Genomic DNA, 25,000 nt, shown 5'->3' on the forward strand with positions numbered 1-25,000 from the left:
AAAAGGTTATCGTACCAGCTTCATACGTTCTTTTTTCGCCATGGCACCGTAATAGGTAATCCGTTTATATGCTTGTGGATCAATTACTTTAAAAGGATAATAATTGGGACGAGCCACATTTACTTCAAAGATCCATAGCTTCCCGTTTTTATCCACTCCTATATCCACACCATGTTGGTCGCGCGTCGGGTACCATTTACTCATCACGTGTGAAGCATGCAGTGACAAGTCCAGTAACTTCCCAATCATCTTTGATCTCTCTTGTTTATTCATTCCTAGGTAGTTAGATAAGAATTCGTTAATCTCAAAAACGCTTCCCACCGTGGTAGGATTAATGATTTCCGAACGAGCAAATATCACTCTCCCCGCCATTCCCCCTAAGCGCCATCTATTTTTATAGCGAACCGTGTGTACACGAATATCACACGGATAGCCTTGCCTGGTTCGACTCTTTATTCCCTCTTGGATAACATATGCCCCTTTCAAAAGAGGCTTTAAAGCAAGATAGAGTTCTTTCTCACTATGAAAAGAAATTGCTCGCTTACTATTTGGGGTCATCAAAGCAGCCCTTTTTAATCCACGTCGAACAACAAAAATATTTTTTCCTCCATACCCCCCTGTCGATTTAATATAAACCGTCTGATATTTCTTCCACATTTTTCGTAGATTTTTGGTGCTCAGCCTCATCGTTTTAGGAAAGTGCTTTCTAGTAAGCGCGTCACGTTGTAACGCTTTGGCTTGGACCGATTTGTCCCGCAGTGCATACACCATTTTCTCCTCTCCTCTTCTTTTTCATTTATTTAATCTATTATATTCTTTTAATAGAATAATGTTACTAATAAAGGAAAAAGAGAGTATGCATCTACAAATTAAAGGAAAGCCGATCCCCTACAATAGAAGGATTCTTCCTTTTCAATTGCCTGCTTGACCTTTCCGTCGCGTCAAGCACTACCCTTTAATAGAAGCTCCTCATGTGATGGGAGCTTTCGTACAAATAGTTCATCCTCGATTAGAAATGGAAAATTCAATCAAAGGAGCCGATTGTATATGAGTCTACTCATTCAAAATGCTCATCTCTTGACTCTATCAGGAGAGGAGCCACTTTCACCAGGGGATATTTATATCGAAGAGGACACCATCGTATCCATAGGGGATGTCTCTTCACATGAACACTCCTCAGACCTGTCCATCATTCATGCCGAAGGAATGGTTGCACTCCCCGGTCTCATCAATGCCCACCAACATTCACCCATGTCACTCTTTCGTTCTTTTAGTGACGACCTGCGGTTAATGGATTGGCTGGATCGAAAAATTCTTCCCGCTGAAGCCCGTTTGACTCCCACAGATGTCTATTGCGGTGCTCTCCTGGGCATAGCCGAGATGATTAAATCGGGAACAACCACGTTTGCCGATATGTACATGCATATGGATCAGGTTGCTAAAGCTGTCGCAACAACAGGCATTCGCGCCTCGCTTACCCGCGGACTGATCTTTAATGGAGATGCTCGTGCCGAAGAACGTCTGCAAGAAGGAATCCATCTTATCCAGCAGTGGTCCGGACAAGCACAAGGTCGCATTACCACCATGTTGGGTCCACATGCCCCCTACACTTGTGATCCACAATCACTCCAACGGGTGATGCAACTAGCGCAAGAGATGAACGTTCCGATTCATATTCACTTAGCAGAAACCAAGGAAGAGATCGATCGAATGAAAAGAAAGTATCAGCTTACCCCCACTCGTTACTTATATGAGCTCGGAATGTTAAGTGAGGAGTTTCATGTTTTACTAGCCCACGCCATTCATGTGAGTGAGGAGGAGATTTCTTTGCTAGCAAACATGAGGGGAGGGATTGCTCACAATCCCATGAGTAATCTGAAGTTGGGGTGCGGGATTGCGCCGTTAACAGCCTACCACCGTCGCGGCATTCCTGTCGGTCTCGGGACGGATGGTGCGGGAAGTGCATCGTCTCTTGACCTCTTTAAAGAAATGAAGCTGGCTTCCGGTCTACAAAAAGCACTCACTTTCGATCCAGTAACCATCGATGCCCGTGCGACTCTTCGTATGGCAACGTCGGAAGGTGCTAAATTGCTGGCAATTGATCAGCAGGTTGGAACCCTAGAGGTAGGAAAGAAAGCGGATCTCATCTTAGTAGACTTGAATCAGCCTCACCTCACCCCAAGGCATGACCTCTACTCCCTCCTTGCTTATGCAGCCACAGGAGCCGATGTAGATACCACCATTGTCAATGGACAAGTACTTATGCAAAATCGGAATCTAACCACCATAGATGAAGAGGCACTATTAAAAGAAGCCGGGGAACGCGCGCGCAGATTAGTGGCAGGTTTATGAGTAAATAGTGAAGAACCCATCGCCCTTGTGATCATACAAAGGGGATGGGATCGATATTTTAAGTAGTTGCGACTTCAAAAACTTTGCAGGGAGTAGGGAATCAGGCCGTTTCGTGATAACTCTTTTATTTCTAAAGGAATGGGCTCCGAAGAGTAAACTTTGTTTTTGGTCAGATTCATGATCATTCCTGTCTCCGTATCTATCTCTATCTGGTTGCCTCGCTCAACATCGACAGATGCCTCTTCGCTTGTGAGAAAAGGCAATGATACAGGCAATTCCCACCGTTTTGAGAGAAAGGGAGGCATGCTCTCGTGATGAGCCCATCCCAAAGTTTCGTCCCGCAACGATGAAATCATTTGGTTTTACAAAAGAGACAAGGGTTTTGTCGATCCCTTCCATACAGTGTTTCGCCAGTTCCTGAGGGATGCTGTGTTTAGGAATTTAGCTGGAACGATATGTCCCGTATCAATGTAATCGCCGTATGTAAACGCATTTCCTTTCACCAGCATGTGCCTTTATTCTCCTTTCACCTAAAATTTCCTTGGATCTGTCATTCGACCCGTCAATGCGGATGCAGCAGCCACTGCGGGACTAGATAGATAAATTTCTTTGTTCACTTTTGAAAAAGCACCCAAGAGGTTGCGATTCAGCCTGTCTATAAATGTTCTGACTACCTGGATTAATATCCATACTTACCCTATCTGAGATTCTCTTGCCTTTGATGATTTCCGCGGAAATCTGTAAATCATGGATTCTACCATAGAACAAGAACCAATGAGCACATGATCAATCTCAATTTCGCTAAGTTTCCGTGACGGTCATCCTGTTTTTCTTCTCGTTAGAGTATCCTCAATCTTTTCTTTCATGCGACAGATAAGGGGAAAAAATCCACATTCCTTCGCACTTCATTTTGCTACTCTAATGAAAGAAGCTCTTATAGATAGAGGGGATGACCCCTTCTACCCATAAGAGCTTTTCACCAGCGATCAATGTTTTCTGCTAGCGCCTATCATTTCCTCAGATAGCTTCTACTAGTCCAAGCCCGAACTTCCCTCTTCCTCATAATGCGCTTCTTTCTAGTTGCCCTCTCTATCTTTTCAACCACATCGCAACATCTTTCGCATGGTAGGTAAGAATGATGTCTGCTCCTGCTCGTTTCATGCCTGTCAGCATCTCCATAACCACTTTTTGCTCATCGATCCAACCATTTTGAGCTGCTGCTTTAATCATGGAGTACTCTCCACTCACATTATAAACCGCTATCGGTAAATCAAATCGCTCTTTGAGACGCAACACGATATCCATATAAGCGAGCCCCGGCTTCACCATCAAGAGGTCTGCTCCCTCTTCCACGTCAGAAGCCGCTTCACGTAAGGCCTCACGGGCATTAGCCGGATCCATCTGGTATGTCCGCCGATCGCCAAACTGGGGAGTCGAGTGCGCCGCATCGCGGAACGGACCATAGAAGCTAGAAGCGTATTTAACCGCGTACGACATGATCGGGATGTGGGAGTAACCTTCTTGATCCAATCCCTCACGTATTGCCGTTACAAACCCATCCATCATATTGGACGGTGCGATCATATCTGCTCCTGCCCTCGCTTGTGCCACAGCCGTCTGTGCCAATCGTTCCAGCGAAGCATCATTTAGCACGACTCCATTTTCCACTAATCCACAATGACCATGGTCTGTATACTGACACAAACAGGTATCTGCAATCACGTACAAGGATGGGTGACGTTTTTTGATACGCTGCGTCGCCCGTTGCACAATACCCAGCTCATCATCGGCTGCACTACCAAAGGGGTCTTTCTCTTGCGGAACGCCGAAGAGGAGAACCGAGCGAAGACCAAGTTGAACCACTTCGTCCACCTCTTGATCCAACCGGTCCAATGAGAAATGGTAGACTCCTGGCATCGAAGGAATCTCTTCCTTTACATTTTCCCCTTCTACAACAAAAAGTGGATAAATCAAATCCGGCAACTGCAAGGTATGTTCACGCACCATGCCACGAATCGAATCACTTGCGCGTAGCCGGCGGTGACGTTTAAATTTCTCCATCATTCTTGCTCCTTTCGTCATCGTTACTCGATTCACTACACAACCTCTTTGAGTCTGTCCGTTCGACTCGAATTTCACTGGATGATCCCTCACGCTCGATTATGGCCTCTATCAAACCTTCTAATGTAGACTCCTTCGCCACGATCTCCACGGCAAGCCCACGTTGCTTGGCATATTTTGCTGTCAGTGGACCAATGCAAGCTACCTTCGCTGTTTGAAATAGCGAATTCTCCCCTGAAGTATGCTCGGTAATCGCTTTGAGCACATTGCGTACCGTTGATGGACTCGTAAAAGTAAGAATATGTAACTCCTGTGCACGCAAGAGACGCACCACTTGCTCCACATCGCCATCTCCAGGCACCGTCTCATAAGTGATCACATCGCTCACGTGATGGCCCAAACTCCTCAATTCATCTACAATCCAGGTTCGGGCAAGCGCAGCTCGCGGAAAAAGCACTCGCTGTTCCGGCTTCAATTGGGGAGCAAGTGCATGTAACAGTCCCTCTTGACGGAATTTTTCCTGCGGACACAGAGAGACCGCCCATCCCGCTTCTTCAACAGCTACCTTCGTTTTCTTACCGACAACAGCAATCTGAATTCGCTCCATGATGCCATGGTCCAATTTCAAATCTTGAAGACGTTGCTGAAAAAAATGAACACCATTGGCACTTGTGAATAGAAGCCAATCATACGAGGACAGCTGCTGCAATGCATCGTCCAAGGGATCAGGATCAGAAGCAGGTTGGATGCGGATCGCCGGAAAAGCGACCGCCTCTCCCCCTTGCGTCTCAATTTGCTCAATCAATCCTCGGTTTTTCTCTCGCGGTTGGGTTACCAGGATTCGTAGTCCGGAGAGCGGGAGAGAACTCACGACCGAAGCTCCTCACGCACTTCCTCCAACAGCTTCCCTGCACCTTCTGCACGTAACTGCTCTGCCAACTGTTTCCCTAAAGATTCTTCATCCGTTCCTACCACGCGACCTTTAAACACTTTTTCTCCATCAGGTGACGCGACCAATCCGGCAAGGATTACTTGATCTTCTTCCGAAATCGTGGCATAGCCAGCAATAGGCAGGTGACAGCCTCCCTCAAATGCATGCAAGAAAGCGCGCTCTGCCCGTACACATCGCTCCGTGGCCCGATCATTTAAGTGATTCAGCGCTGCAATCATTTCATCATCGGTAGAACGGCATTGAATCGCCAATGCTCCTTGCCCCACTGCGGGTAGCATCACGTCAGCCGAGATGGCTTCGGTAATGCGCTCTTCCCATCCCATGCGCTTCAACCCAGCCGCCGCTAACACAATGGCGTCAAACTGACCTTCCTCCAACTTGCGAAGCCGTGTATTAATATTGCCTCGTACCGGCTCCACTACCAGGTCAGGGCGAGCCACCAAAACTTGGGCCTGCCTGCGCAAACTACTGGTACCAAGGCGAGCTCCCTCGGGAAGTTCCTTCAGTGAAGCATACTTCTGCGATACAAGCACATCATGCGGATCTTCACGTTTGGTAACCGCTGCGATCGTCAACCCTTCAGGCATGACACCAGGCAAATCTTTCATGCTATGCACCGCAAAATCAACTCGCTCATCAAGGAGCGCTTGTTCAATTTCTTTCACAAACAATCCCTTACCGCCCACTTTAGACAACGTAACATCCAGGATTTTATCTCCTTTGGTCACAATCTTCTCTGTCTCTACCTGCCATGAAGGGGTAACCGGTTTTAATTGCTCCATTACCCACTCCGTCTGAGTTAGCGCTAATGCACTTTTTCTTGTCCCTGCAATCACTGTCCGCACCGTCAAAACTCCTTTAACCTCATGTTCTATTACAACCACTGATGAAATGAATATCCGGTATTGGAAATCCAATAGTTTAACCAGATGGTGAGAAAAGCCCCTAGATTCCACCACGCTAATTGCCGAGCAGGCCAACGCTTCGACATCCGTTGATACAGATGAAATCCATACACCACCAGTACCAACAACGATCCTCCTATTTTCGGATCATACCAGAAAAGCGCACCCATGCTCTGATACGCCCACATCGTTCCCAGAATAAGTGCTGTTAATAAAAAAGGAACACCGATGACCACCAAGCGATGGGAAAAACCATAAAGTTGATCCAAGCTGGGCAGACGGCGCAGTAATTCCCATTTCTTTTTCTTTAATAAGAAATTAACCAATAAGTACAGCGCAGACGCAATCGCGGAAAGCGAGAAGGAAGCGTATGCCGTCAACGCCATCGTTACATGGACAAACACCAGTTCATTAAGTAGCGGACCTGACAAACCTGTATCGTCACTCACAAAAAAGAGGCTCGAAGCCGCTACGGTAAAGGCTACAACATTAGCCAAGAACACAAGAATATCCATTTTATAAAGGGCATTGATTATCAACGTAAACGTAACCAATACCCAAGAATAAAAGAAGAGAGAGTCAAATGGGGTTAAGATCGGTGAAAGTGCAAAAACACGCATCGTTAAAAATACCGATTGCAAAAGCCACACCAACAGCAACAACCCTTGCGCCATCCGTTTGGAAAGGGGGTTTTTGTGCATAAGGTTTGAAAAGGCGAACAAAAGACTAAGTGCATAGGAATAAATAATAAAGTCAGACACCCAATGCGTTGCCATTACCTATTGCCCCCTCACACTAGGATCGAATCGATATGTCTTTCGACGCCCACTTCGTTTGAAAGGACATCGCCGTCGGACATCGCGCTTCTTTCTTCATTGGCTGTTCTTTCTCTAGCTCTTTCACTTGATCTTCTAACGCAAACAGATGAACAAACATATCCAACCATTGTTCCCGATCCGATCCACTTGAATTCTCTTTTATACGAACAATTGGATCGCGCACCATCTGATTAATAATGCTTTTCGTCTGTTTGCGAATCATGCGCTTCTCTCGTTCCGTTAAATCAGGCAACTTACGTTCAATTCGATCCATCGCCTCTTCTTGAATCGTGATCGCTTTCTCACGCAGGGCGTTAATAAGTGGAACCACACCGAGTGTAGCCATCCATTCTTCAAATTGCACCACTTCATCACTAATCCACAGAGTAATTTTCTTCGCTTCTTGTTTACGTAGGCTAACATTGCTTTCGACGATTCCTTGCAGGTCATCGATATCGTATAAATACGCGTTGTCTAATTGATGGACACCGGGATCCACATCCCGTGGCATCGCAATATCAATAAAGAAGAGTGGCATCGGCTTGGTACGGATGACCGGCTCCACCATTTCCCGTGTGATCACCGTGTCACTCGCCCCCGTCGAACTGATCACAATATCCGCCTCGGCCAGCCATATGGGTAATTCGGTTAAGGAAGCAGCTTGTCCTTGAAAGCGCGCCGCTACTTTCTCCGCTTTCTCCACCGTGCGATTCAGAACCACAATCTGCTTCGCCCCATTGCTTTGCAAATGTTGAGCCGTCAGTTCGCCTGTTTCCCCCGCGCCGACCAACAGGACGGTTTTATCGCTAAAGGAGGTGAACATTTTCTTCCCTAACTCCACAGCGGCATAACTAACTGAAACCGCGTTCTGTCCGATCTCTGTCTCTGCGTGCACCCGTTTCCCAAAAGTGACTGCTTGTTGAAACAAGCGATTAAATAAACTGCCGGTCGTTCCTTGCTCCTGCGCAGTAAAAAACGCGGTTTTAACCTGTCCCAAAATTTGTGTCTCCCCAGGAATCAGGGAATCGAGACCACAAACCACGTGCAGAAGATGGGAAACAGCGTCTTGTTGGTGCTTCAGATAGAGATGATCATCAAAATCTTGTGTGCGTAATCCGAACCAATCTGCTAAAAAAGAACGTAAATAATAAGCACCCGTGTGCAGCTGATCACAAACCGCATACAATTCCATACGGTTGCATGTGCTGAGCACAACACATTCCAGGATGCCTTTCTGTTCTTGTAAGCGCGTAACAGCTTCTCCGATTTCGTCCGCAGAAAAAGACATCCGCTCGCGGAGTTCCACCGGCGCCGTTTGATGATTGATTCCTGCCACCATGATATACATCATTATTCACCTCAATCTATCTAGTGAACTTTTTAGTAAATAACCATCAAGAACACTAGCACGTCTCGCTACTATCATCTTGTCCATTATAACATAAGCACCATTTCCTACGATCCATACTCATGTGAACAGATTTTGAAGCTCCCGCATAGGATAATTGAGCCTATCATTCATTTTATGCAGGAGGGGAATTTTCTCTTATGATGCCAAACATCCGACTCGTATTCACCGTGATAATCACATTCTTACTTATCTTTTCTGTCACAGCATGCGGGAAAGAAACTTCAGAGGAAGCAAAGGACACCATTCGCTTAGTGGAGGTTACACACTCCCTCTTCTATGCGCCACAATATGTGGCGATGGAGAACGGTTTTTTTGCTGAAGAGGGCATTGAAATCGAACTGATCAATGGTGCGGGTGGAGATAAGACCATGACCACTTTATTGGCCGGCGAAGCCGACATGATCCTCATGGGGCAGGAAGGAGCGATCTATGTCACTGCCCGTGAAGCTAACCAACCCGTCGTCGCCTTTGCCCAGCTAACCCAGCGAGATGGTAGCTTTCTCGTCTCGCGCCAGCCACAACCCGATTTTACTTGGAATGACCTTCAAGGGCAAACACTCCTTGGACAGCGCAAGGGAGGGATGCCTCAAATGGTGAGTGAGTATGTACAAAGAAACAACGGCTTGATTCCTCATGAAGAGGTATCCATCATTCAAAATGTCGACTTTCAAAATCTAGGTACCGCCTTTGCCTCAGGCACTGGAGACTACGCACAACTCTTTGAGCCAGTCGCCTCCCAGATAGAGGCCGAAGGCAAGGGATATGTCGTCGCCTCTTTTGGTGAAGAAAGTGGCGATCTACCCTACACTGTCTATCTCACCAAGCAAACGTGGCTAGAAGAAAACCCTGAACTCGCCAAAAGATTTGTCCGTGCACTGTACAAAGCACAGCAGTGGACCGAGCAACAATCTCCCGAACAACTCGTCTCGGTTATGTCCCCTCATTTCCCTGATACGGATGAAGCCATCCTCCAGAAAGTATTGGAACGTTATCAAGCACAATCCTCCTGGTCTTCGGACCCCCTCATCGAGAAAAGCGAATACCAGCGTTTGCTTCAAATCCTTGAAGAAGCAGGCGAACTACCACAAGACGTCCCTTACGAAACCGTCACCGACATGAAGTTGGCCGAAGAAGTTATGCAAGAAAATCCCTAGTCCTTTAGAAGAATGCCCCCTCCCGTGTTCGATGGAATCCTTCCCTATAAGTGGAAAGTTACTCCTTCAGATAGAGGGGAATCTCTTGGGGAGACGACCTTGTCAACGATTCTCGCACAACCGCTAAGGAAAATGCATCTGGGTATTCCATCACGGACGAGAGAACGGACCCTCTCTTCCCATAGTAGAAGGATGAACGATCACTTTTAACTCGATTAAACATCATGAGAGCGAGGAGGAACCCCTTCATGAAACAGACTCAGCCCGCCATTTCATTAGAAAATGTTTCTAAAACCTACCTAAGCCAAAAGGAAATTTATACTGCTGTCTCCTCCGTCACCTTTTCCGTTACACCAGGGGAATTTGTCAGTCTGGTAGGTCCCAGTGGCTGTGGAAAAAGTACCGTTCTCTCCATGATTGCTGGCCTGGAACAGAAAAGCTCTGGCCAATTGTACGTACAAGGGAAAGAAGTTCGCTCTCCTCCCCGCACGATTGGATACATGATGCAACAAGATTGCCTTTTACCCTAGCGTACGGTGGAAGAAAATATCCTACTTGGTCTGCAAATTCGCAAACAACTCTCTTCTCAATCCATCTCCCACGCACAAGCTATTCTTAGCGATCTTGGAATGGAACAAGTAGCCACATACTATCCGGCTCAACTATCCGGTGGTATGCGTCAACGCATTGCGCTCGTCCGTACTCTAGCACTCTCTCCAGCGATCCTTTTACTCGATGAACCGTTCTCCTCCGTTGACTTTCAAACGAAATGTGAATTGGAGGCGCTCTTAACGACTATCTTGCAACAACAGGGACAAACAGCGCTCCTGGTGACACACGACCTGGAAGAAGCACTCGCTCTTTCAGATCGTATACTCGTTATGGGCGGGAAGCCGAGTAAAATTCAGCGTGAGCTCATCCTCCCTGACGATTTACGCGCTTCTCCTCCCCTCAAAGCACGAGGACATCCGCACTTTCGCCTTCTCTTTGAAAGCCTCTGGCAAGAACTCAAGGGGGAAGCATCATGAAGCATTGGTTGGAACGTGGAGCACAATCGGGAGAACATGCCCTTTTCCTACGTCGCAAGCGTTTGCAAACCCTTACGGTTCTGGCTTTACAAGTAACCATCCTGCTCTTCTTCCTCGGATTATGGGAGCTCGGGGCACGCTTTCGCTGGATCGATCCATTTCTCTTCAGTAGCCCCAGCCGAATATGGGTTAATTTCCTCCAGATGATGAAAAGCGGTGACCTCTTCTACCACATAGGAGTAACCTCTTTCGAAACCATCACGGGCTTTGTTCTTGGAACAGGGGGCGGAATTTTGTTCGCCATCTTGATCTGGGCCTCTCCTCTGCTCGCACGTGTACTGGACCCTTATCTTGTCATCGGCAATAGTATGCCCAAAGTGGCTCTCGGTCCTCTTTTTATTGTCACCATGGGAGCCGGATTTGGCTCGATCGTAGCGATGGCCGTCGCGATTACAATCATTATTACGATTCTTGTGATCTACACCAGCTTTCAGAGTGTCCCTCCTGAACCCATTCGACTTGCTCGTAGCTTAGGGGCTTCGCGATTCACGATTTTTCGTCTTATTATCTTCCCCCATGCGATTCCAGATATGATCTCAGCCTTAAAAGTAAATGTGGGCCTCGCTTGGGTAGGGGTCATCGTCGGAGAGTTTCTTGTCTCGGAATCAGGCTTGGGTCACCTCATGATTTATGGTTTTCAGGTATTTAACTTGAGTCTGGTCATGCTCAGCCTCATTCTGGTTGCAATCTTAGCCACGGTCATGTATCAGGCGATTGCCTGGTTGGAAAATAGACTTCAGCAACATCTCCGCAGGTAAAGATTTCTCTCCTTCCGGTTTGTGATACCATTAGAGGGTAGTTAGTCAGAATCAGTCATTCTACCCACCATTGCAAACAATGAAGGAGGTAAATATGCGCGGAAAAGTTGTCGGTATCGCTCTTATCATCGCAGGAACTCTCTTTTTTATGCAACAGCAACAATGGGCATTTTTACAAGATTGGCTTACTTGGCCACTTATTTTACTCATCGTCGGGGTTACGATCTGGCTTCTCTCCATTCGCCCCCCTTATAAGAAAACCATGATCTATGGAGCCCTCCTATCGCTGTTTGGTCTTCATTTTTTGGGGAAAGAACATGTTTCTAGCTGGCCGGATCATTGGAGCGCCTATCTACTTTTGATAGGGATCGCCCTATTGGCCGTTGGTCTGATTCAAAAGATTAAACCTTATAGCCGAGCTGGATTAATCATGATTCTGTTTGCCTTCATCTGGTGGCCACAAGCCAGCCAGTTTCCTTTTATCTCAGATATCCGGCAATTTCTTGTTCAGTATTGGTCTCTAGCCCTCATCGGTTTTGGAATCTTTCTTATATGGCGAAAAAATTAGAAAGAGTGATCCATACATGATTAGGTTGAAATCCACAGATGAAATCGCCGCGATGAAAGAAGCGGGGCAATTATTGGCCCGTTGCCATCAAGAAATCAAACGCCGTATTCGCCCTGGTATCTCCACAAAGAACATCGATCAGTTCGTAGAGAACTTTTTAGCAAAGCATAAAGCCACCCCAGAACAAAAAGGATATATGGGCTATCCCTATGCCACCTGTGCTTCCGTTAACGAATGTGTTTGCCATGGATTTCCTAGCCCTACTCCTTTAAAAAAAGGAGATATCGTAACAATCGATATGGTTGTCAATCTGAATGGTTGGCTAGCTGATTCCGCTTGGTCCTATGCCATCGGTCCCATCTCGGACCAAGCGGAATCACTCTTAAAGACAACCAAAAAAGCCTTATTCGTCGGTATTGAGCAGGCCGTAGTGGGTAACCGCATTGGAGATATCTCTCATGCGATTCAAACATTTGCCGAAGGAAAAGGATACGGTGTCGTACGGCAGTTTGTCGGTCACGGAATTGGTCAGCGTATTCATGAAGAGCCACCCGTCCCTCACTTTGGTGGGCCAGGGAAAGGTCCACGTCTACAGCCCGGTATGGTTATCACGATTGAGCCTATGCTCACCATAGGAAGCGAGGAAGTCGAAGTAGACGTACGCGATGGCTGGACGGCTCGCACCAGTGATGGCAGTTTAGCTGCTCAGTATGAACACACCATTGCCATTACCAAAAAAGGACCACAACTGCTGACGCAACTAGGGGATTCACAGCAGTGAGTCTCTTTTCTTTTTAGCCTAGGGATAGTATAATAGATTAATAGATAGTAGATTGAATCATTTTTTGTAAATTGATCGTTCGTAGCGTTCTTTGATATAAAAACACGAAAAAAGCTTGTTAGACGAGATTCCCTCGCTAACAAGCTTCCTTTATGAAAGGGGCGAAAAAATGTCTCATTGGCGTGTCATTCTCAGTTTCGTCATGATTGGCTTACTCTCTTTCTTCTTTATTCCTGAGACAACAGCCGCTACGAGTCCTTATTATATCTCCATTGACAAGTCAAGCAATCAACTTACCTTGCTCAAAGAAGGTACCGTAATCCATCATTATCCTATTGCCACCGGACGCACTTCGGACTTGACTCCAGAAGGCACCTATATCATTACCACAAAGTTTGTCCAACCCATGTGGAAGGATACCCCAGGAGGCATACCCGAAAATCCATTGGGTGAACGTTGGCTCGGACTCCAAGTAGACGGAGATCAGGGTCGTACGTACGGCATACATGGGACCAATCAACCCTCTTCTATTGGAACTTATGCTTCTGGTGGATGCATTCGCATGTTGAATAGCGATGTCATCGAACTGTTTCAGCAAGTCCCCCATGGAACATCGGTCACAATCCACAGCGGAGAAACCATCCATAAAGAAGGAGGAGAGGTATCCATCACAGCCAATCAGGCAAACTTACGCACTTCTCCTTCTTTATCAGCTGCCGTTAGTGGCTCGCAAGAAAAGGGAGAACGTCTCACTCTTTTAGGGTCCGGTCAAAGATGGTACCAAGTACAGCTAACGGATGGGAGCACCGCCTATCTTCATCACTCCGTGGCAGAGAAAAAGTAGGTGCAAAGCAGTTGTATATAAAAAGCAGAACAAAAGAAAGCGAAGCCTCTCCATAAAAGGTAAGGCTTCGCTTCTTTTCGTCTTCGTAATTAATTCATGTCAAAGGTCGTCACTGTCTTTTTCTTCTCTTCATATCGCTCTAAGGCCAATTCAATCAACTTATTTACGACTTCCGGATAGCTAATCCCTGAATGCTTCCACAAGTTCGCATACATGCTATAAGGTGTAAAGCCAGGCATGGTATTAATTTCGTTGACGAGCACTTGTTGATTTCCGTTACGCACAAAGAAATCGACGCGCGCTAACCCCGTACAATCGATCGATTGATAACATTGAATCGCATATTGTCGGATTTCTTCTAATGTCTCCTTCGGTAGATTGGCCGGAATTTGCATCTCAGACTTGCCATCGATATATTTGGCACGATAATCGTAAAAGTCATTGGAAGAAACGATTTCCCCCGGTACAGACGCCTGCGGTTCATCATTTCCCATAACCGCCACTTCTACTTCACTCGCATCGATAAACTCCTCGACCACTACCTTGCGATCAAAGCGAATGGCTTCTCTCAGCCCTTCTTGTAGCGAGCTCCGATCGACCGCTTTGGAAATCCCTACACTTGAACCTAGGTTGGCTGGTTTTATAAAACAAGGATAGGAAAACTGCTTCTCCACTTGATCCATGACCACGTCCATCTCTTTCTCAATTTGATGACGTAGAAAGAAAGTGAATTCCCCTTGCGGTAGTCCTTCTTGGGCAAAGATCTTTTTCATCAATACCTTATCCATCCCAACAGCCGATGCCAGCACACCCGCTCCCACGTAAGGAATATCCGTAATCTCTAACAGTCCTTGCATGGTTCCATCTTCACCATACGTGCCGTGCAATACAGGGAAGACCACATCTACTTCGTCTCTTACAAACGATAAGATATCGCTGGAGAGCGAAGAGGCAAGAACCTTGTGCTCTTCCTCAGCTAAACTTTCTTTGAGTGTACTTAGTTCTTGCACTTTCATGGTTCCTTCTAACACCGATATCGCATCTTTTCCCATTCGCCATTCCCCTGCTTTCGTGATGGCAATGGGTGTCACCTCATAGCGATCAGGATCCATTGCCTTCATCACCGAAGCTGCCGAATGCAAAGAAACCTCGTGTTCACCAGACTTTCCACCAAACAATACCGCTACCCGAATTTTCTTGTCCACTATCTCTCCCACCTTTATCGCAAAGCCGTTACTGTTATTTTACAACCATCTGATGGATTGCGTTCCAAAGTTGGTCTTTTCCCTCACCTGTTTCCGCTGAGAACAGAATCAATTCATCCCGCGGGTCCAGTGATAGCTCTTCACGAACCACTTTCAAATGTTTCTGTCGGTGATTGCGCGATATTTTATCGACCTTGGTTGCAACAACAATCGTTGGTTTCTCATAATATTTAAGCCACTCATACATTTGTTTATCATCCCGCGTCGGCGGATGACGAACATCTACCAATTGGATGACACCACGGCAATCGTTGCGCTCGCGAAGATAGCGCTCCACCATCTTTCCCCATTCGGCGCGAATCGATTTGGACACTTTCGCAAATCCGTATCCTGGCATATCGGCAAAGTAAAATTGGTCTTGGATTAAATAAAAGTTAATCGTCTGGGTTTTTCCTGGCTTGGAACTGGTTCGTGCTAAATTTTTACGATGAATCAATTTATTGATGAGCGATGACTTCCCTACATTGGAACGCCCGGCCAGAGCAACTTCTGGCAGGGCATCTTCTGGGTACTGCTGTGGGCTCACCGCACTGATGATAAACTCAGCTGTTACTTTGCTCATAAGGATCCTCCACTAAGGCAATCTCAAGCACTTCATCCATATGACTTACGGGAATGAAGGTTAGATCTTGCCGTACACTTTCTGGAATATCGACTAAGTCTTTTTCATTATCTTTCGGAATAACAACACGTAAAATACCTGCTCGGTGTGCACTGAGTGCTTTCTCTTTCAGTCCACCAATCGGTAATACACGCCCTCTAAGCGTAATCTCTCCGGTCATCGCCACATCTTTACTTACAGGGATTCCTGTCAGTGCCGATAAGAGAGACGTTGCCATCGTAATCCCCGCTGAAGGACCATCTTTGGGAATAGCTCCTTCGGGAACATGGATATGAATATCTTGTTTCTCATGAAAATCTTCATCCAGTTTAAGTTTGTCCGAGCGGGAACGAATATAGCTAAAGGCAGCTTGGGCCGACTCTTTCATGACATCGCCCAATTTCCCCGTTAAGGTGAGCTTACCTTTTCCGGGAAGGAGAGTGACTTCAATGCTAAGAGTATCTCCTCCTACTTCCGTCCATGCCAGTCCTGTCGCTACTCCGACCTGATTCGTCTTCTCAGCTATACCATAGCGATACTTCTCGGGTCCCAAGAAGTGAGCTAGATTTTTGGCAGTAACGACAACCCGTTTCTTTTCGCCAGCAACCAACAACTTGACTCCCTTACGGCACAGCTTGCCAATCGTCCGCTCCAAGTTACGTACGCCCGCTTCTCGAGTGTAGCGCCGGATTATCTTGAGGATGGCTTCTCCTTGCAGTTGGAATTTCTCTTTCGATAGGCCATGCTCTTTTAATTGTTTCGGTAATAAGTATTCCTTCGCGATCTTCTCTTTCTCTAACTCGGTATATCCCGAGATCGACAAGACTTCCATACGGTCAAGTAGGGGGCGAGGAATATTGTGCACGACATTAGCCGTTGTAATAAACATCACTTTGGATAGATCGAATGGAAGCTCCACATAGTGATCGCTAAATGATTTGTTTTGTTCCGGATCCAATACCTCTAATAAAGCAGAGGCAGGATCGCCTCGGAAATCCATCGCCATTTTATCGATCTCATCCAATAAAAAGACAGGGTTAGCCTTACCTGCTGTCTTCATTCCCTGAATAATCCGACCAGGCATCGCTCCCACATACGTGCGTCGATGGCCTCTGATTTCTGCTTCGTCTCTTACTCCACCCAACGAAATTCGGACAAATTCACGACCCAATGACCGCGCGACTGAGCGTGCCAATGAGGTTTTCCCCACGCCGGGAGGGCCTGTCAAACAAAGAATGGGACCTTTTTGTTCTGCCACCATGCTTTGTACTGCTAAATATTCCAACACACGTTCTTTCGCTTTTTCTAGGCCATAGTGATCTTCATTTAAAATGGTTTCCGCTTTGTTTAAATCAAGATCATCTTTGGTCTCTTCACTCCAAGGCAGACTGAGGAGCCACTCTACATAACTTCGTATCACACCGCCCTCTGCCGAGCTGGTCGGTGTTTTTTCGAGGCGTACAATCTCCTTCTCTACCTTTTCTTTCACTTCTTCGGGAGCTTTTAGTTCTTCTAGTTGCTCGCGTAATTCCTCTACTTCGCCACTTCGTCCCTCTTTCTCTCCCAGCTCGCGCTGAATCGCTTTCATCTGTTCGCGCAGATAGTATTCTTTCTGTGTCTTCTCCATCTGCTTCTTCACACGTTGGCTGATTTTTTTCTCAAGTTCCAATACTTCTCGTTCATCATTTAAGATGTCCAAGAGCAGTTCCAAGCGCTCTTGTACCGGTAAGGTCTCTAAGATTTTTTGTTTTTCTGGGATTTTAAGTGGCAAATGGGCTGCGATCACATCGGCTAAACGCCCGGGTTCATCAATATCCGCCACAGCGGAATGGGTTTCGGGAGAAACTTTTTTCGATAAGCGTAGGTACTCTTCAAAATGATCCAGTACCGTGCGCATGAGAGCTTCTTCATCCAAGGGAACCTCTTCTTCCCCATGGACCATTTCATTTACTTCTACTGTATAGTGAGGCTCTTCTTCTTGATAATCTAAAATTTCCGCACGATGAAGGCCTTCCACTAATACACGAATCGTGCCATTCGGCAGTTTCAGCATCTGCCTTACTTTTGCTACCGTACCCATCTGGTAGATCTCATCTTCCGTCGGTTCTTCTATGTCAACTTCTTTTTGTGTCGAGAGCATGATCAGATTGTCGTCCACCATCGCCTGATCCAGTGCTTTGATCGAACGTTCCCGCCCCACATCAAGATGGATCACCATACTAGGGAAAACCAAAATACCCCGGAGCGGAAGAAGAGGCAACGAACGCTTCTCTTCTTTATCTGCCATGAATCCACCTCCAATACTTACTACTTGGGTTTCGTTTAGCTTTGTACGATTTTATCTTATTCGCATCCTTTTGTCCATGATCGTAGACCGGTACCATTTTTGGTACCGGTCAAATTATCCTTTCAAGCGTTAAACGGGGGCTGAAGAGGCTGTGAGGATCTCCACCGTGGCCGGTACCCGTTGTTCTTGATTATCTTCTTCATGAATTAGGGCTCTTTTAAGCACTTCTTCTACTCGAGAAACAGGGATCACTTCGATTCCCTCGATTTCATGTAGGACTTTCTGCATATTGTCATTGGGAATCATCACCCGCGTGGCACCCGCCTGTTTGGCTGCTTTCACCTTCGCTACCACACCTCCAACAGGCTTCACCAACCCATGAATGCTTACTTCTCCTGTCATTGCCAAACGATTATCTATGGGCTCCCCTTTTATCGCAGAGTAGACAGCCGTCGCCATGGTAATGCCTGCGGATGGTCCATCCAAAGGAATCCCTCCGGGGAAATTAACATGCAGATCATAATGATAAGGATTCACATCCATACGTGCTAATACCGTAAGTACGTTTTCCACCGATCCGCGCGCCATACTCTTTCTACGCAACTTACGGGATGAGGTGCCCAATTCTTCCTCTTCCACTAAGCCTGTGATGTTTAACTTACCTCGCCCTTTTTCTGTTGCCGGAAAGGCTGTCACTTCAATTTCTAAGAGAGCTCCGATATTGGGACCGTACACGGCCAGTCCATTTACAAGCCCCACTTGCGGACAGGCAGGGATTTGCTTGTCCGGTCGGGGGGTTAGTTGACTACTGTGAATGACCCACTCGACGTCCGCCACTTCCAGCTTCTTTCGTTTCTCCATCATCGCAATGCCCACAGCGGTTTGTACGATATTGATTACTTCCCGTCCATTGGTGGCATATCTCTTCATCACCTCGACCGCTTCCTCAGCAAACACAAAACCAACACGTGCCAACGATTTTTTAGCGACCAGCCCAATTTCCCGGGGCATTAAGGGTCGGAAGAAAATTTCCATGCAACGTGACCGAATGGCAGGTGGAATCTCGTCTGCCGTTCGCGTCGTCGCTCCCACCAAACGAAAGTCTGCTGGAAGCCCATTTTGAAAAATATCATGGATGTGTTTCGGTGTCTGCGGATCTTCGGCGCTGTAATAAGCACTCTCCAAGAAAACCTTCCGATCTTCCAATACTTTTAACAGCTTGTTCATCTGCACAGGATGCAATTCCCCAATTTCATCGATGAAAAGGATGCCTCCATGAGCTTTTGTTACTGCACCCTGCTTTGGCTGTGGGATACCAGCAACCCCCATCGCTCCGGCTCCCTGGTAGATCGGATCGTGCACAGAGCCAATGAGCGGATCGGCAATGCCCCGTTCATCAAAACGAGCGGTGGTGGCGTCCAATTCCACAAAGCGAGAAGACGCATTAAAAGGGGAGTCGGGATTTTTCTTTGCCTCCTCCAATACGACACGTGCTGCAGCTGTCTTCCCCACACCTGGAGGCCCATAAATAATCACGTGTTGCGGGTTAGGGCTACACAACGCCGCCTTCAAGGCTTTCAAACCCTCTTCCTGTCCGACAATGTCATCAAAAGAAGCGGGGCGCGTTTTTTCTGCTAAGGGTTCCGTCAGTGAAATCATACGCAACTGATTCAGCTTTTCTAACTCTTTTTTCGATTCCCGATCAACCGCGTGCCGGCTGGACTGCTGATTTCGGAATAAGTTCCAAAAATACAAACCAATAACGATCGAGAAAAAAATCTGCAAGAGAAGTAATAGTCCTGTGATATTCATCCGTTTCGCCCTCCGTTTTACCCTGACACCTTTTACTCAAAGTATGACCGGAGATCGCTGGACCTACTCTTCACTTGCTCATGCAATTAAAACACAGACAGGAACGCCTTTCCTATTCTGCTACTGCCCCTTTCGCTGACGCAACAATTATCTCTTCTTCATATACATTTCAAAAGCCCAATGCAACATGGGGTGAATCGGATAATCCCACTCACCGATAAACTCAACCGCTTCTCCCCCAACACCCAATTGAAAGGCGAGGTGAGAAAACTTCGGATGCTCTAGATCAAGGGAAGGATCTACTCCGCGGAAACCAAATGTGCTCTTCCCTAGGGCATGAGCATCTTTCATCATCTGCCAATGGATGGCGTACCGTGCGAATCGACTCTCACCATCAGCCGCATATAAGCTCCACGCTTGTTCCTCTGTCATGACCATCAGCGTGGCCGCCTGTATTTCTCCGTTCTTATTCTTCGCTAAGTAGAGTCGAATAGAATCTCCATCATAAGCAGCTAGTTTTTTGTACAGACGTTCGAAGTAGGGGTATTCCCGCACTCCCACTTGTTCGCGCTCTGCTTGTTGTTTCAGAAGGCCATAAAAAGAAGGAAGGTCGTCTTGCTTACCAACAGCAATCTGGATTCCCTCTTCCTTCGCCTGCGTAATCATCTGCTTCCAATTCTCGTCTAACCCTTCATACACTTGGTCCAACGTTCGTCCTTGAAGCGGAAGTCGAAAGGTGTGGATCGGCTGGACCGTGGAGACGCCTTCCCCTTCATTTTTCCGTGTCCAACCCATCTCTTTCAGTGATTGTTGAATAAATTCCGACTGTGGATCCAATTCATCCACAGAAACCTCCCGAAGTCTTTTTTCTTTTAAACCATATTCCTTAATATGATCCAGATAAGCTTCAATCGTATGGGTACGCCACTTGGAACGCACCACCGGAGGGTCCATCTTTACTGTAAATACATTTTGTTCTTTTAGATAAGAAAACAAGGGTTGAAACCAGTCTTCTAAATTCCTTGACTTCCAATCAATCACAGGGCCACGCGGTATGTAAGCTAAATGTTTCTTAAAACCGGGCATCTTCCGGTATAAAATCAATGCGACACCAACCAATTTGTCTTCTTCTGTTCTCCACCCGATGCAATCATGGGTCCATTCGGATTTCACTTGTGCCCAAACGGGATTTTGCATGAAATTTGCAGAATGATCGCTAATAAATGTTTGATAGATGGATGAATCCACTTGAGATATCTTCAACATATCTTTCGTACACTCCACTTTCTCCTAGATTTAAATAAATATTCGTGTAAAACAGAGGAATGATTGTGCGAGTCAACGTCTCTATTTTAACATAACTTTCTTGTGTGAACATAGAAAACCTGCATGGCCTCTACCTCACGCCTCGGAGGAAAGCAGCCAACGTGGAAGCATCACGTCTCTCAACTCAATAAAAAAAGACACTTGCTAATTTAAGCAAGTGCGCTAGGATCATCCTGTTAGATAGTAGCGCTCGTTATGCGCTCTCTTCTTTTTTATCACGGTTTCGCTTGGTGGTATTCAAACGAGGAGCCACTTCATTGAGAACGGTGTCTTTCGTCACGATACACTTGGTCACATCATCTCTTGATGGTAATTCGTACATGACATCCAGCATAATCGATTCGATAATCGCCCGTAGACCACGTGCTCCTGTTTTACGGCGAATGGCCTCATTGGCAATCGCTTTTAGTGCTTCATCTTCAAAAGCAAGTTCCACATCGTCCATCTCAAACAGTTTCTGGTACTGTTTTGAAAGGGCATTTTTCGGTTCCGTTAGAATGCGAACCAGTGCTTCTTCATCCAATGGCTCCAGAGTAGACAATACGGGTAGACGACCAACAAATTCCGGAATAAGTCCGAAACGAAGCAAGTCTTCTGGCAAGGCCATTTTCAGGTATTCCCCATGCTTCAGATCTGCACTTTCACTATCCGTACCAAAGCCAATCACTTTTTTGCCAATACGGCGTTTGATGATCTGCTCCAAACCATCGAAAGCACCGCCACAGACAAACAAGATATTGCTTGTATCAATTTGGATGAACTCTTGATGCGGATGCTTTCTTCCCCCTTGCGGAGGCACACTTGCTACACTTCCTTCAAGAATTTTAAGAAGCGCTTGCTGTACTCCCTCACCCGAAACATCTCGTGTGATCGAAGGATTTTCCGATTTACGAGCCACTTTGTCGATTTCATCGATGTATATAATGCCACGCTCGGCCTTCTCCACATCATAATCTGCCGCTTGGATCAACTTGAGTAAGATGTTCTCCACATCTTCCCCGACGTACCCCGCTTCAGTAAGAGAGGTTGCGTCCGCAATCGCAAACGGTACATTGAGAATACGTGCCATCGTTTGCGCGAGCAACGTTTTCCCGCTTCCCGTCGGTCCGATCATGATAATGTTACTCTTAGAGAGTTCCACATCTTCCCCTTTGACCGTCGAATTAACACGCTTGTAGTGGTTATAGACAGCAACAGCGAGAGCTTTTTTCGCTGCATCCTGTCCAATGACATAGTCGTTGAGAACGGACATAATCTCTTGGGGCTTAGGCAGATTCTGCAAATCCATCTCTTCGTCGCCACCAAGCTCCTCTTCTACAATCTCATTGCAGAGTTCAATACATTCATCACAAATGTAAACGCCAGGACCTGCGACCAACTTTCTCACCTGATCCTGCGATTTTCCACAGAAAGAACACTTCAGCTGTCCTTTTTCTTCGTTAAACTTAAACATGCGAATCACCCCTTATGAAGGTCTGGCCGGGTGATCACTACATCGACCAAGCCATACGCTTTGGTTTTTGGTGCACCCTTAAGGATTGCGCGCATCGCCGCGCTAGAGTTTGACGCTAGCGGTTGGCCTGTCGTTGCCCATATGACAAGCTACTCCCCATCGTGAATGAGAGCATCAGCCGCAAGCAGGTGATCCCATACCCGCAGCCCAACCACCTTGGCGCGAATAATTTTGTGGCAAAGGTAATTATGTACAGATCGGTGAAGATTTCTTCATTCTAACATGCCTTCAAAGCAACCTATGAAGAAGGGAATCACCTCCCGCTAACTTTGACAAAGAAGGCACGCGCAGATACACGTGCCCTGATTTCATTCCTTAGTTCCATTATGCCGCATTTTTACTGTTGGATACAAGTAGGTCAATTGTTTTCTTGGTCTTAACTTGCTCTTTAAATGCATCAATATTCCCTTGCATTTGTAGGATTTGACGAATCTCTTCGAGTTCGCGATCCATGTCACTTGCCAATACTTTCAATTCCTCTTCCACATCTTCGTCTGTTACTTCCACTGCTTCTTCTTTACCAATCTGTTCAAGCACGAGGTCCGTGCGAACTTTCTTCTCCGCATCTTCACGGAACTGTTCACGAATGGCGTCATCGTCTTGCCCTACCAGTTGCTTATACTGGTCTAAGGTAATTCCTTGGTAACGCAGTTGTTGGTCAAACTGTTCTACCATCTGGTTGATCTGTTGTTCCGTCATCACTTCAGGTAGTTCAATTTCCGCATTTTCCGCTGCTTTTTCTACTAGCGTATTACGCACATACTCTTCTTGTTCACGCTTTGCCTTCTCTACCAGGTTATTACGGATATCTTCTTTTAGTTCGTCTAATGTATCAAATTCGCTCACATCTTGTACAAACTCATCATCTAACTCAGGCAAAGTCAAGCGCTTGATTTCATGCAACTTCACGTGGAAGGTAGCTTCTTTACCCGCTAAATTTTCAGCGTGGTACTCTTCAGGGAAAGTAACCACAACGTCTTTTTCTTCTTCTACTTTCATGCCGATCATCTGCTCTTCAAAGCCAGGGATGAACTGACCCGATCCAATTTCAAGGTTGTACTGTTCTGCTTGACCACCTTCAAATTGTTCTCCATCCACTTTGCCGTCGAAATCAAGAATGACACGGTCACCCTCTTCAACCGTTCCTTCTTCAACGGCATCCAATTGTCCTTGTTGTTCTTGCATTTTCTTTAACTCGGCATCCACATCTTCATCAGAGATGCTGAAGTCTTTCTCTTCGACCTCAAGTCCTTTGTATTCGCCCAATTTTACTTCTGGCTTAACGGTCACAGTCGCTTTAAAGATCAGTGGCACGCCTTTTTCCATTTGGTCGAGATCGATTTCTGGCTGATCCACAGGCTCAATTCCTGTTTCATCAATCGCGGAGCCATAGGCAGTTGGCAAAATAATATCCAAAGCATCTTGATAAAGCGATTCAACACCAAAGCGCTTTTCAAAAACTGGACGTGGCACCTTTCCTTTACGGAAACCAGGTACATTCACTTTTTTAACCACTTTCGTAAATGCTTGATCCAGTGCTTCGTTTACTTTTTCTGCTTCGACCTCAACGGTTAAGATCCCTTTATTTGTTTCTGTTTTTTCCCATTTGGCGCTCATCAAACGTTCCCTCCAAGCTCTATTTACATAAATGGGACCATCCTTTCTCTGGATGGTCACTGTAACTTTTCATGTCCATATAAAGACAATCATGGCGTCCCAGGAGGGATTCGAACCCCCGACCTACGGTTTAGAAGACCGTTGCACTATCCCCTGTGCTACTGGGACATACGAGGCAAAACACTTAGGATATTATATGCTAAACTTCGATGAACTGTCAAGGGATATGCGGAATTATCCTAGCCTCTTTCCGGCCAAATGACGATCTAGCTACCCCTTCCTACTAAGTAGGTAGAATAAGTAGATTTTGGTTCGCTCCTCGCATCTTAAAAGACAATCGACCTGCTAGAAGTCGGATCGACAATCCTCTACAGTACAAACTTTCCTCCCCAATCGGGGAAGGGTTCTCCCTGTGGATCGTAATAGTTCACACTGACACTTCGCTCTCCCCTGAGGGTTATTACTGCAAAGCTAGGCAAAGGGACTCCTCTCGGTTTGCTTAAGCTACCGGGGTTAAGAAGCAGGAGAGTCTCCGTCTGTTCACACAGCGGGAAGTGGGTATGTCCGAAGCAGACAATATCCGCTCCCACTTCCTGTGCGTGATAAGTAAGCATTAAAAGAGAGCGGTTCACCTGGTAGCGATGCCCATGCGTGACCAGAATGCGAAAGTTACTCATCACCAACAAGCGTTCCTCCGGCGGCTTTTCCCAATCACAATTGCCACGAACGACGGTGAGAGAAGTTTGAGGTAAGGCTTCTTCATCGGTACAGAAGTCCCCACAGTGAATCACATGGTCACATGGCACTTGCCGCATGACGTTGTTTAAACGCTCACTGTCGCCATGAGAGTCACTGACAACCAAAATTCGCATTCTCGTCCCCACTTC

The 25,000-nt window shown here is 46.5% G+C and carries 21 protein-coding genes, 1 tRNA gene and 1 pseudogene; 7 read left to right on the forward strand and 16 right to left on the reverse strand.

The genetic code is table 11. The annotated features are described in order from the left end of the window. Nucleotides 1-6: 6 nt before the first annotated feature. Entirely contained in the window at nt 7-771 is a 765-nt protein-coding gene (locus AC6RGY_RS07330; protein WP_499861237.1) for a YheC/YheD family protein, read from the reverse strand. Between the two features lie 276 nt (nt 772-1,047). Between AC6RGY_RS07330 and AC6RGY_RS07335 the strand changes: the two genes are divergently transcribed. Continuing rightward, nucleotides 1,048-2,352, forward strand: a complete 1,305-nt coding sequence (locus tag AC6RGY_RS07335) for an amidohydrolase (protein WP_499861240.1) — start codon at nt 1,048-1,050, stop codon at nt 2,350-2,352. 222 nt (nt 2,353-2,574) lie between these two features. Here AC6RGY_RS07335 and AC6RGY_RS07340 read toward each other — a convergent pair whose 3' ends face one another. The 6 genes from AC6RGY_RS07340 to hemA form a co-directional block, all read right to left on the reverse strand. Then, nucleotides 2,575-2,751 carry a hypothetical protein gene (locus AC6RGY_RS07340; RefSeq protein ID WP_499861242.1) on the reverse strand — a complete coding sequence of 59 codons (177 nt, stop codon included), beginning with the start codon at nt 2,749-2,751 and terminating at the stop codon, nt 2,575-2,577. A gap of 690 nt (nt 2,752-3,441) precedes the next feature. Beyond that, nucleotides 3,442-4,416, reverse strand: a complete 975-nt coding sequence (gene hemB / locus AC6RGY_RS07345; RefSeq protein WP_499861482.1) for a porphobilinogen synthase — start codon at nt 4,414-4,416, stop codon at nt 3,442-3,444. Then, nucleotides 4,400-5,284, reverse strand: coding sequence for a uroporphyrinogen-III synthase (locus AC6RGY_RS07350; protein WP_499861247.1), 885 nt, complete (start codon nt 5,282-5,284; stop codon nt 4,400-4,402). Before AC6RGY_RS07350 ends, hemB begins: the two co-directional genes overlap by 17 nt. Then, nucleotides 5,281-6,210, reverse strand: a complete 930-nt coding sequence (gene hemC, locus AC6RGY_RS07355; RefSeq protein WP_499861249.1) for a hydroxymethylbilane synthase — start codon at nt 6,208-6,210, stop codon at nt 5,281-5,283. Before hemC ends, AC6RGY_RS07350 begins: the two co-directional genes overlap by 4 nt. A 29-nt stretch (nt 6,211-6,239) precedes the next feature. Continuing rightward, the gene (locus tag AC6RGY_RS07360) at nt 6,240-7,046 is read right to left on the reverse strand and encodes a cytochrome C assembly family protein (RefSeq protein WP_499861251.1); all 807 of its coding nucleotides are present in this window, start codon (nt 7,044-7,046) and stop codon (nt 6,240-6,242) included. A gap of 19 nt (nt 7,047-7,065) precedes the next feature. Beyond that, nucleotides 7,066-8,436, reverse strand: a complete 1,371-nt coding sequence (hemA, locus tag AC6RGY_RS07365) for a glutamyl-tRNA reductase (RefSeq protein ID WP_499861253.1) — start codon at nt 8,434-8,436, stop codon at nt 7,066-7,068. 200 nt (nt 8,437-8,636) lie between these two features. On the opposite strand from hemA, the gene AC6RGY_RS07370 reads away from it, so the two are divergent. The 6 genes and pseudogenes from AC6RGY_RS07370 (at nt 8,637) to AC6RGY_RS07395 (ending at nt 13,692) form a co-directional block, all read left to right on the forward strand. Then, nucleotides 8,637-9,653, forward strand: coding sequence for an ABC transporter substrate-binding protein (locus AC6RGY_RS07370; RefSeq protein ID WP_499861255.1), 1,017 nt, complete (start codon nt 8,637-8,639; stop codon nt 9,651-9,653). Nucleotides 9,654-9,901: 248 nt separating this feature from the next. Further along, nucleotides 9,902-10,681 (forward strand): annotated as a pseudogene (locus AC6RGY_RS07375) (ABC transporter ATP-binding protein). Next, nucleotides 10,678-11,499, forward strand: coding sequence for an ABC transporter permease (locus AC6RGY_RS07380; protein ID WP_499861258.1), 822 nt, complete (start codon nt 10,678-10,680; stop codon nt 11,497-11,499). The pseudogene AC6RGY_RS07375 and the gene AC6RGY_RS07380 overlap by 4 nt, the downstream one beginning before the upstream one ends. Nucleotides 11,500-11,593: 94 nt before the next feature. Beyond that, nucleotides 11,594-12,067: a LiaF transmembrane domain-containing protein gene (locus tag AC6RGY_RS07385; RefSeq protein ID WP_499861259.1), complete on the forward strand. Its 474-nt coding sequence runs from the start codon at nt 11,594-11,596 to the stop codon at nt 12,065-12,067. 16 nt (nt 12,068-12,083) lie between these two features. Then, complete coding sequence (map, locus tag AC6RGY_RS07390) at nt 12,084-12,848, forward strand: type I methionyl aminopeptidase (protein WP_499861261.1); 765 nt, start codon at nt 12,084-12,086, stop codon at nt 12,846-12,848. 169 nt (nt 12,849-13,017) lie between these two features. Further along, on the forward strand, nt 13,018-13,692 hold the full coding sequence (locus tag AC6RGY_RS07395) for a L,D-transpeptidase family protein (RefSeq protein ID WP_499861263.1): 675 nt from the start codon (nt 13,018-13,020) through the stop codon (nt 13,690-13,692). Nucleotides 13,693-13,781: 89 nt separating this feature from the next. On the opposite strand, the gene AC6RGY_RS07400 is transcribed toward AC6RGY_RS07395, so the two are convergent. From AC6RGY_RS07400 to AC6RGY_RS07440, 9 genes are all read right to left on the reverse strand, one after another. Then, nucleotides 13,782-14,897 (reverse strand): D-alanine--D-alanine ligase, encoded by a 1,116-nt coding sequence (locus AC6RGY_RS07400; protein WP_499861267.1) that lies wholly within the window; start codon nt 14,895-14,897, stop codon nt 13,782-13,784. Nucleotides 14,898-14,931: 34 nt separating this feature from the next. Next, the gene (yihA, locus tag AC6RGY_RS07405) at nt 14,932-15,519 is read right to left on the reverse strand and encodes a ribosome biogenesis GTP-binding protein YihA/YsxC (RefSeq protein ID WP_499861270.1); all 588 of its coding nucleotides are present in this window, start codon (nt 15,517-15,519) and stop codon (nt 14,932-14,934) included. Further along, nucleotides 15,500-17,845 carry an endopeptidase La gene (gene lon, locus AC6RGY_RS07410; RefSeq protein WP_499861272.1) on the reverse strand — a complete coding sequence of 782 codons (2,346 nt, stop codon included), beginning with the start codon at nt 17,843-17,845 and terminating at the stop codon, nt 15,500-15,502. The genes yihA and lon overlap by 20 nt, the downstream gene beginning before the upstream one ends. 129 nt (nt 17,846-17,974) lie before the next feature. Continuing rightward, nucleotides 17,975-19,657 (reverse strand): ATP-dependent protease LonB, encoded by a 1,683-nt coding sequence (lonB, locus tag AC6RGY_RS07415; protein WP_499861276.1) that lies wholly within the window; start codon nt 19,655-19,657, stop codon nt 17,975-17,977. Nucleotides 19,658-19,804: 147 nt separating this feature from the next. Continuing rightward, a complete protein-coding gene (locus AC6RGY_RS07420) occupies nt 19,805-20,923 on the reverse strand; it encodes a lipid II:glycine glycyltransferase FemX (RefSeq protein WP_499861279.1) in 1,119 nt (372 codons plus the stop codon). Nucleotides 20,924-21,176: 253 nt separating this feature from the next. After that, nucleotides 21,177-22,436, reverse strand: coding sequence for an ATP-dependent protease ATP-binding subunit ClpX (clpX, locus tag AC6RGY_RS07425; RefSeq protein WP_499861282.1), 1,260 nt, complete (start codon nt 22,434-22,436; stop codon nt 21,177-21,179). Between the two features lie 384 nt (nt 22,437-22,820). Next, a complete protein-coding gene (gene tig / locus AC6RGY_RS07430; protein ID WP_499861285.1) occupies nt 22,821-24,113 on the reverse strand; it encodes a trigger factor in 1,293 nt (430 codons plus the stop codon). Between the two features lie 92 nt (nt 24,114-24,205). Further along, nucleotides 24,206-24,281: transfer RNA gene (locus AC6RGY_RS07435), tRNA-Arg, on the reverse strand. Between the two features lie 200 nt (nt 24,282-24,481). Next, nucleotides 24,482-24,985 carry a metallophosphoesterase family protein gene (locus AC6RGY_RS07440; protein WP_499861287.1) on the reverse strand — a complete coding sequence of 168 codons (504 nt, stop codon included), beginning with the start codon at nt 24,983-24,985 and terminating at the stop codon, nt 24,482-24,484. Nucleotides 24,986-25,000 lie beyond the last annotated feature (15 nt).

This window comes from Mechercharimyces mesophilus, from assembly GCF_059818345.1.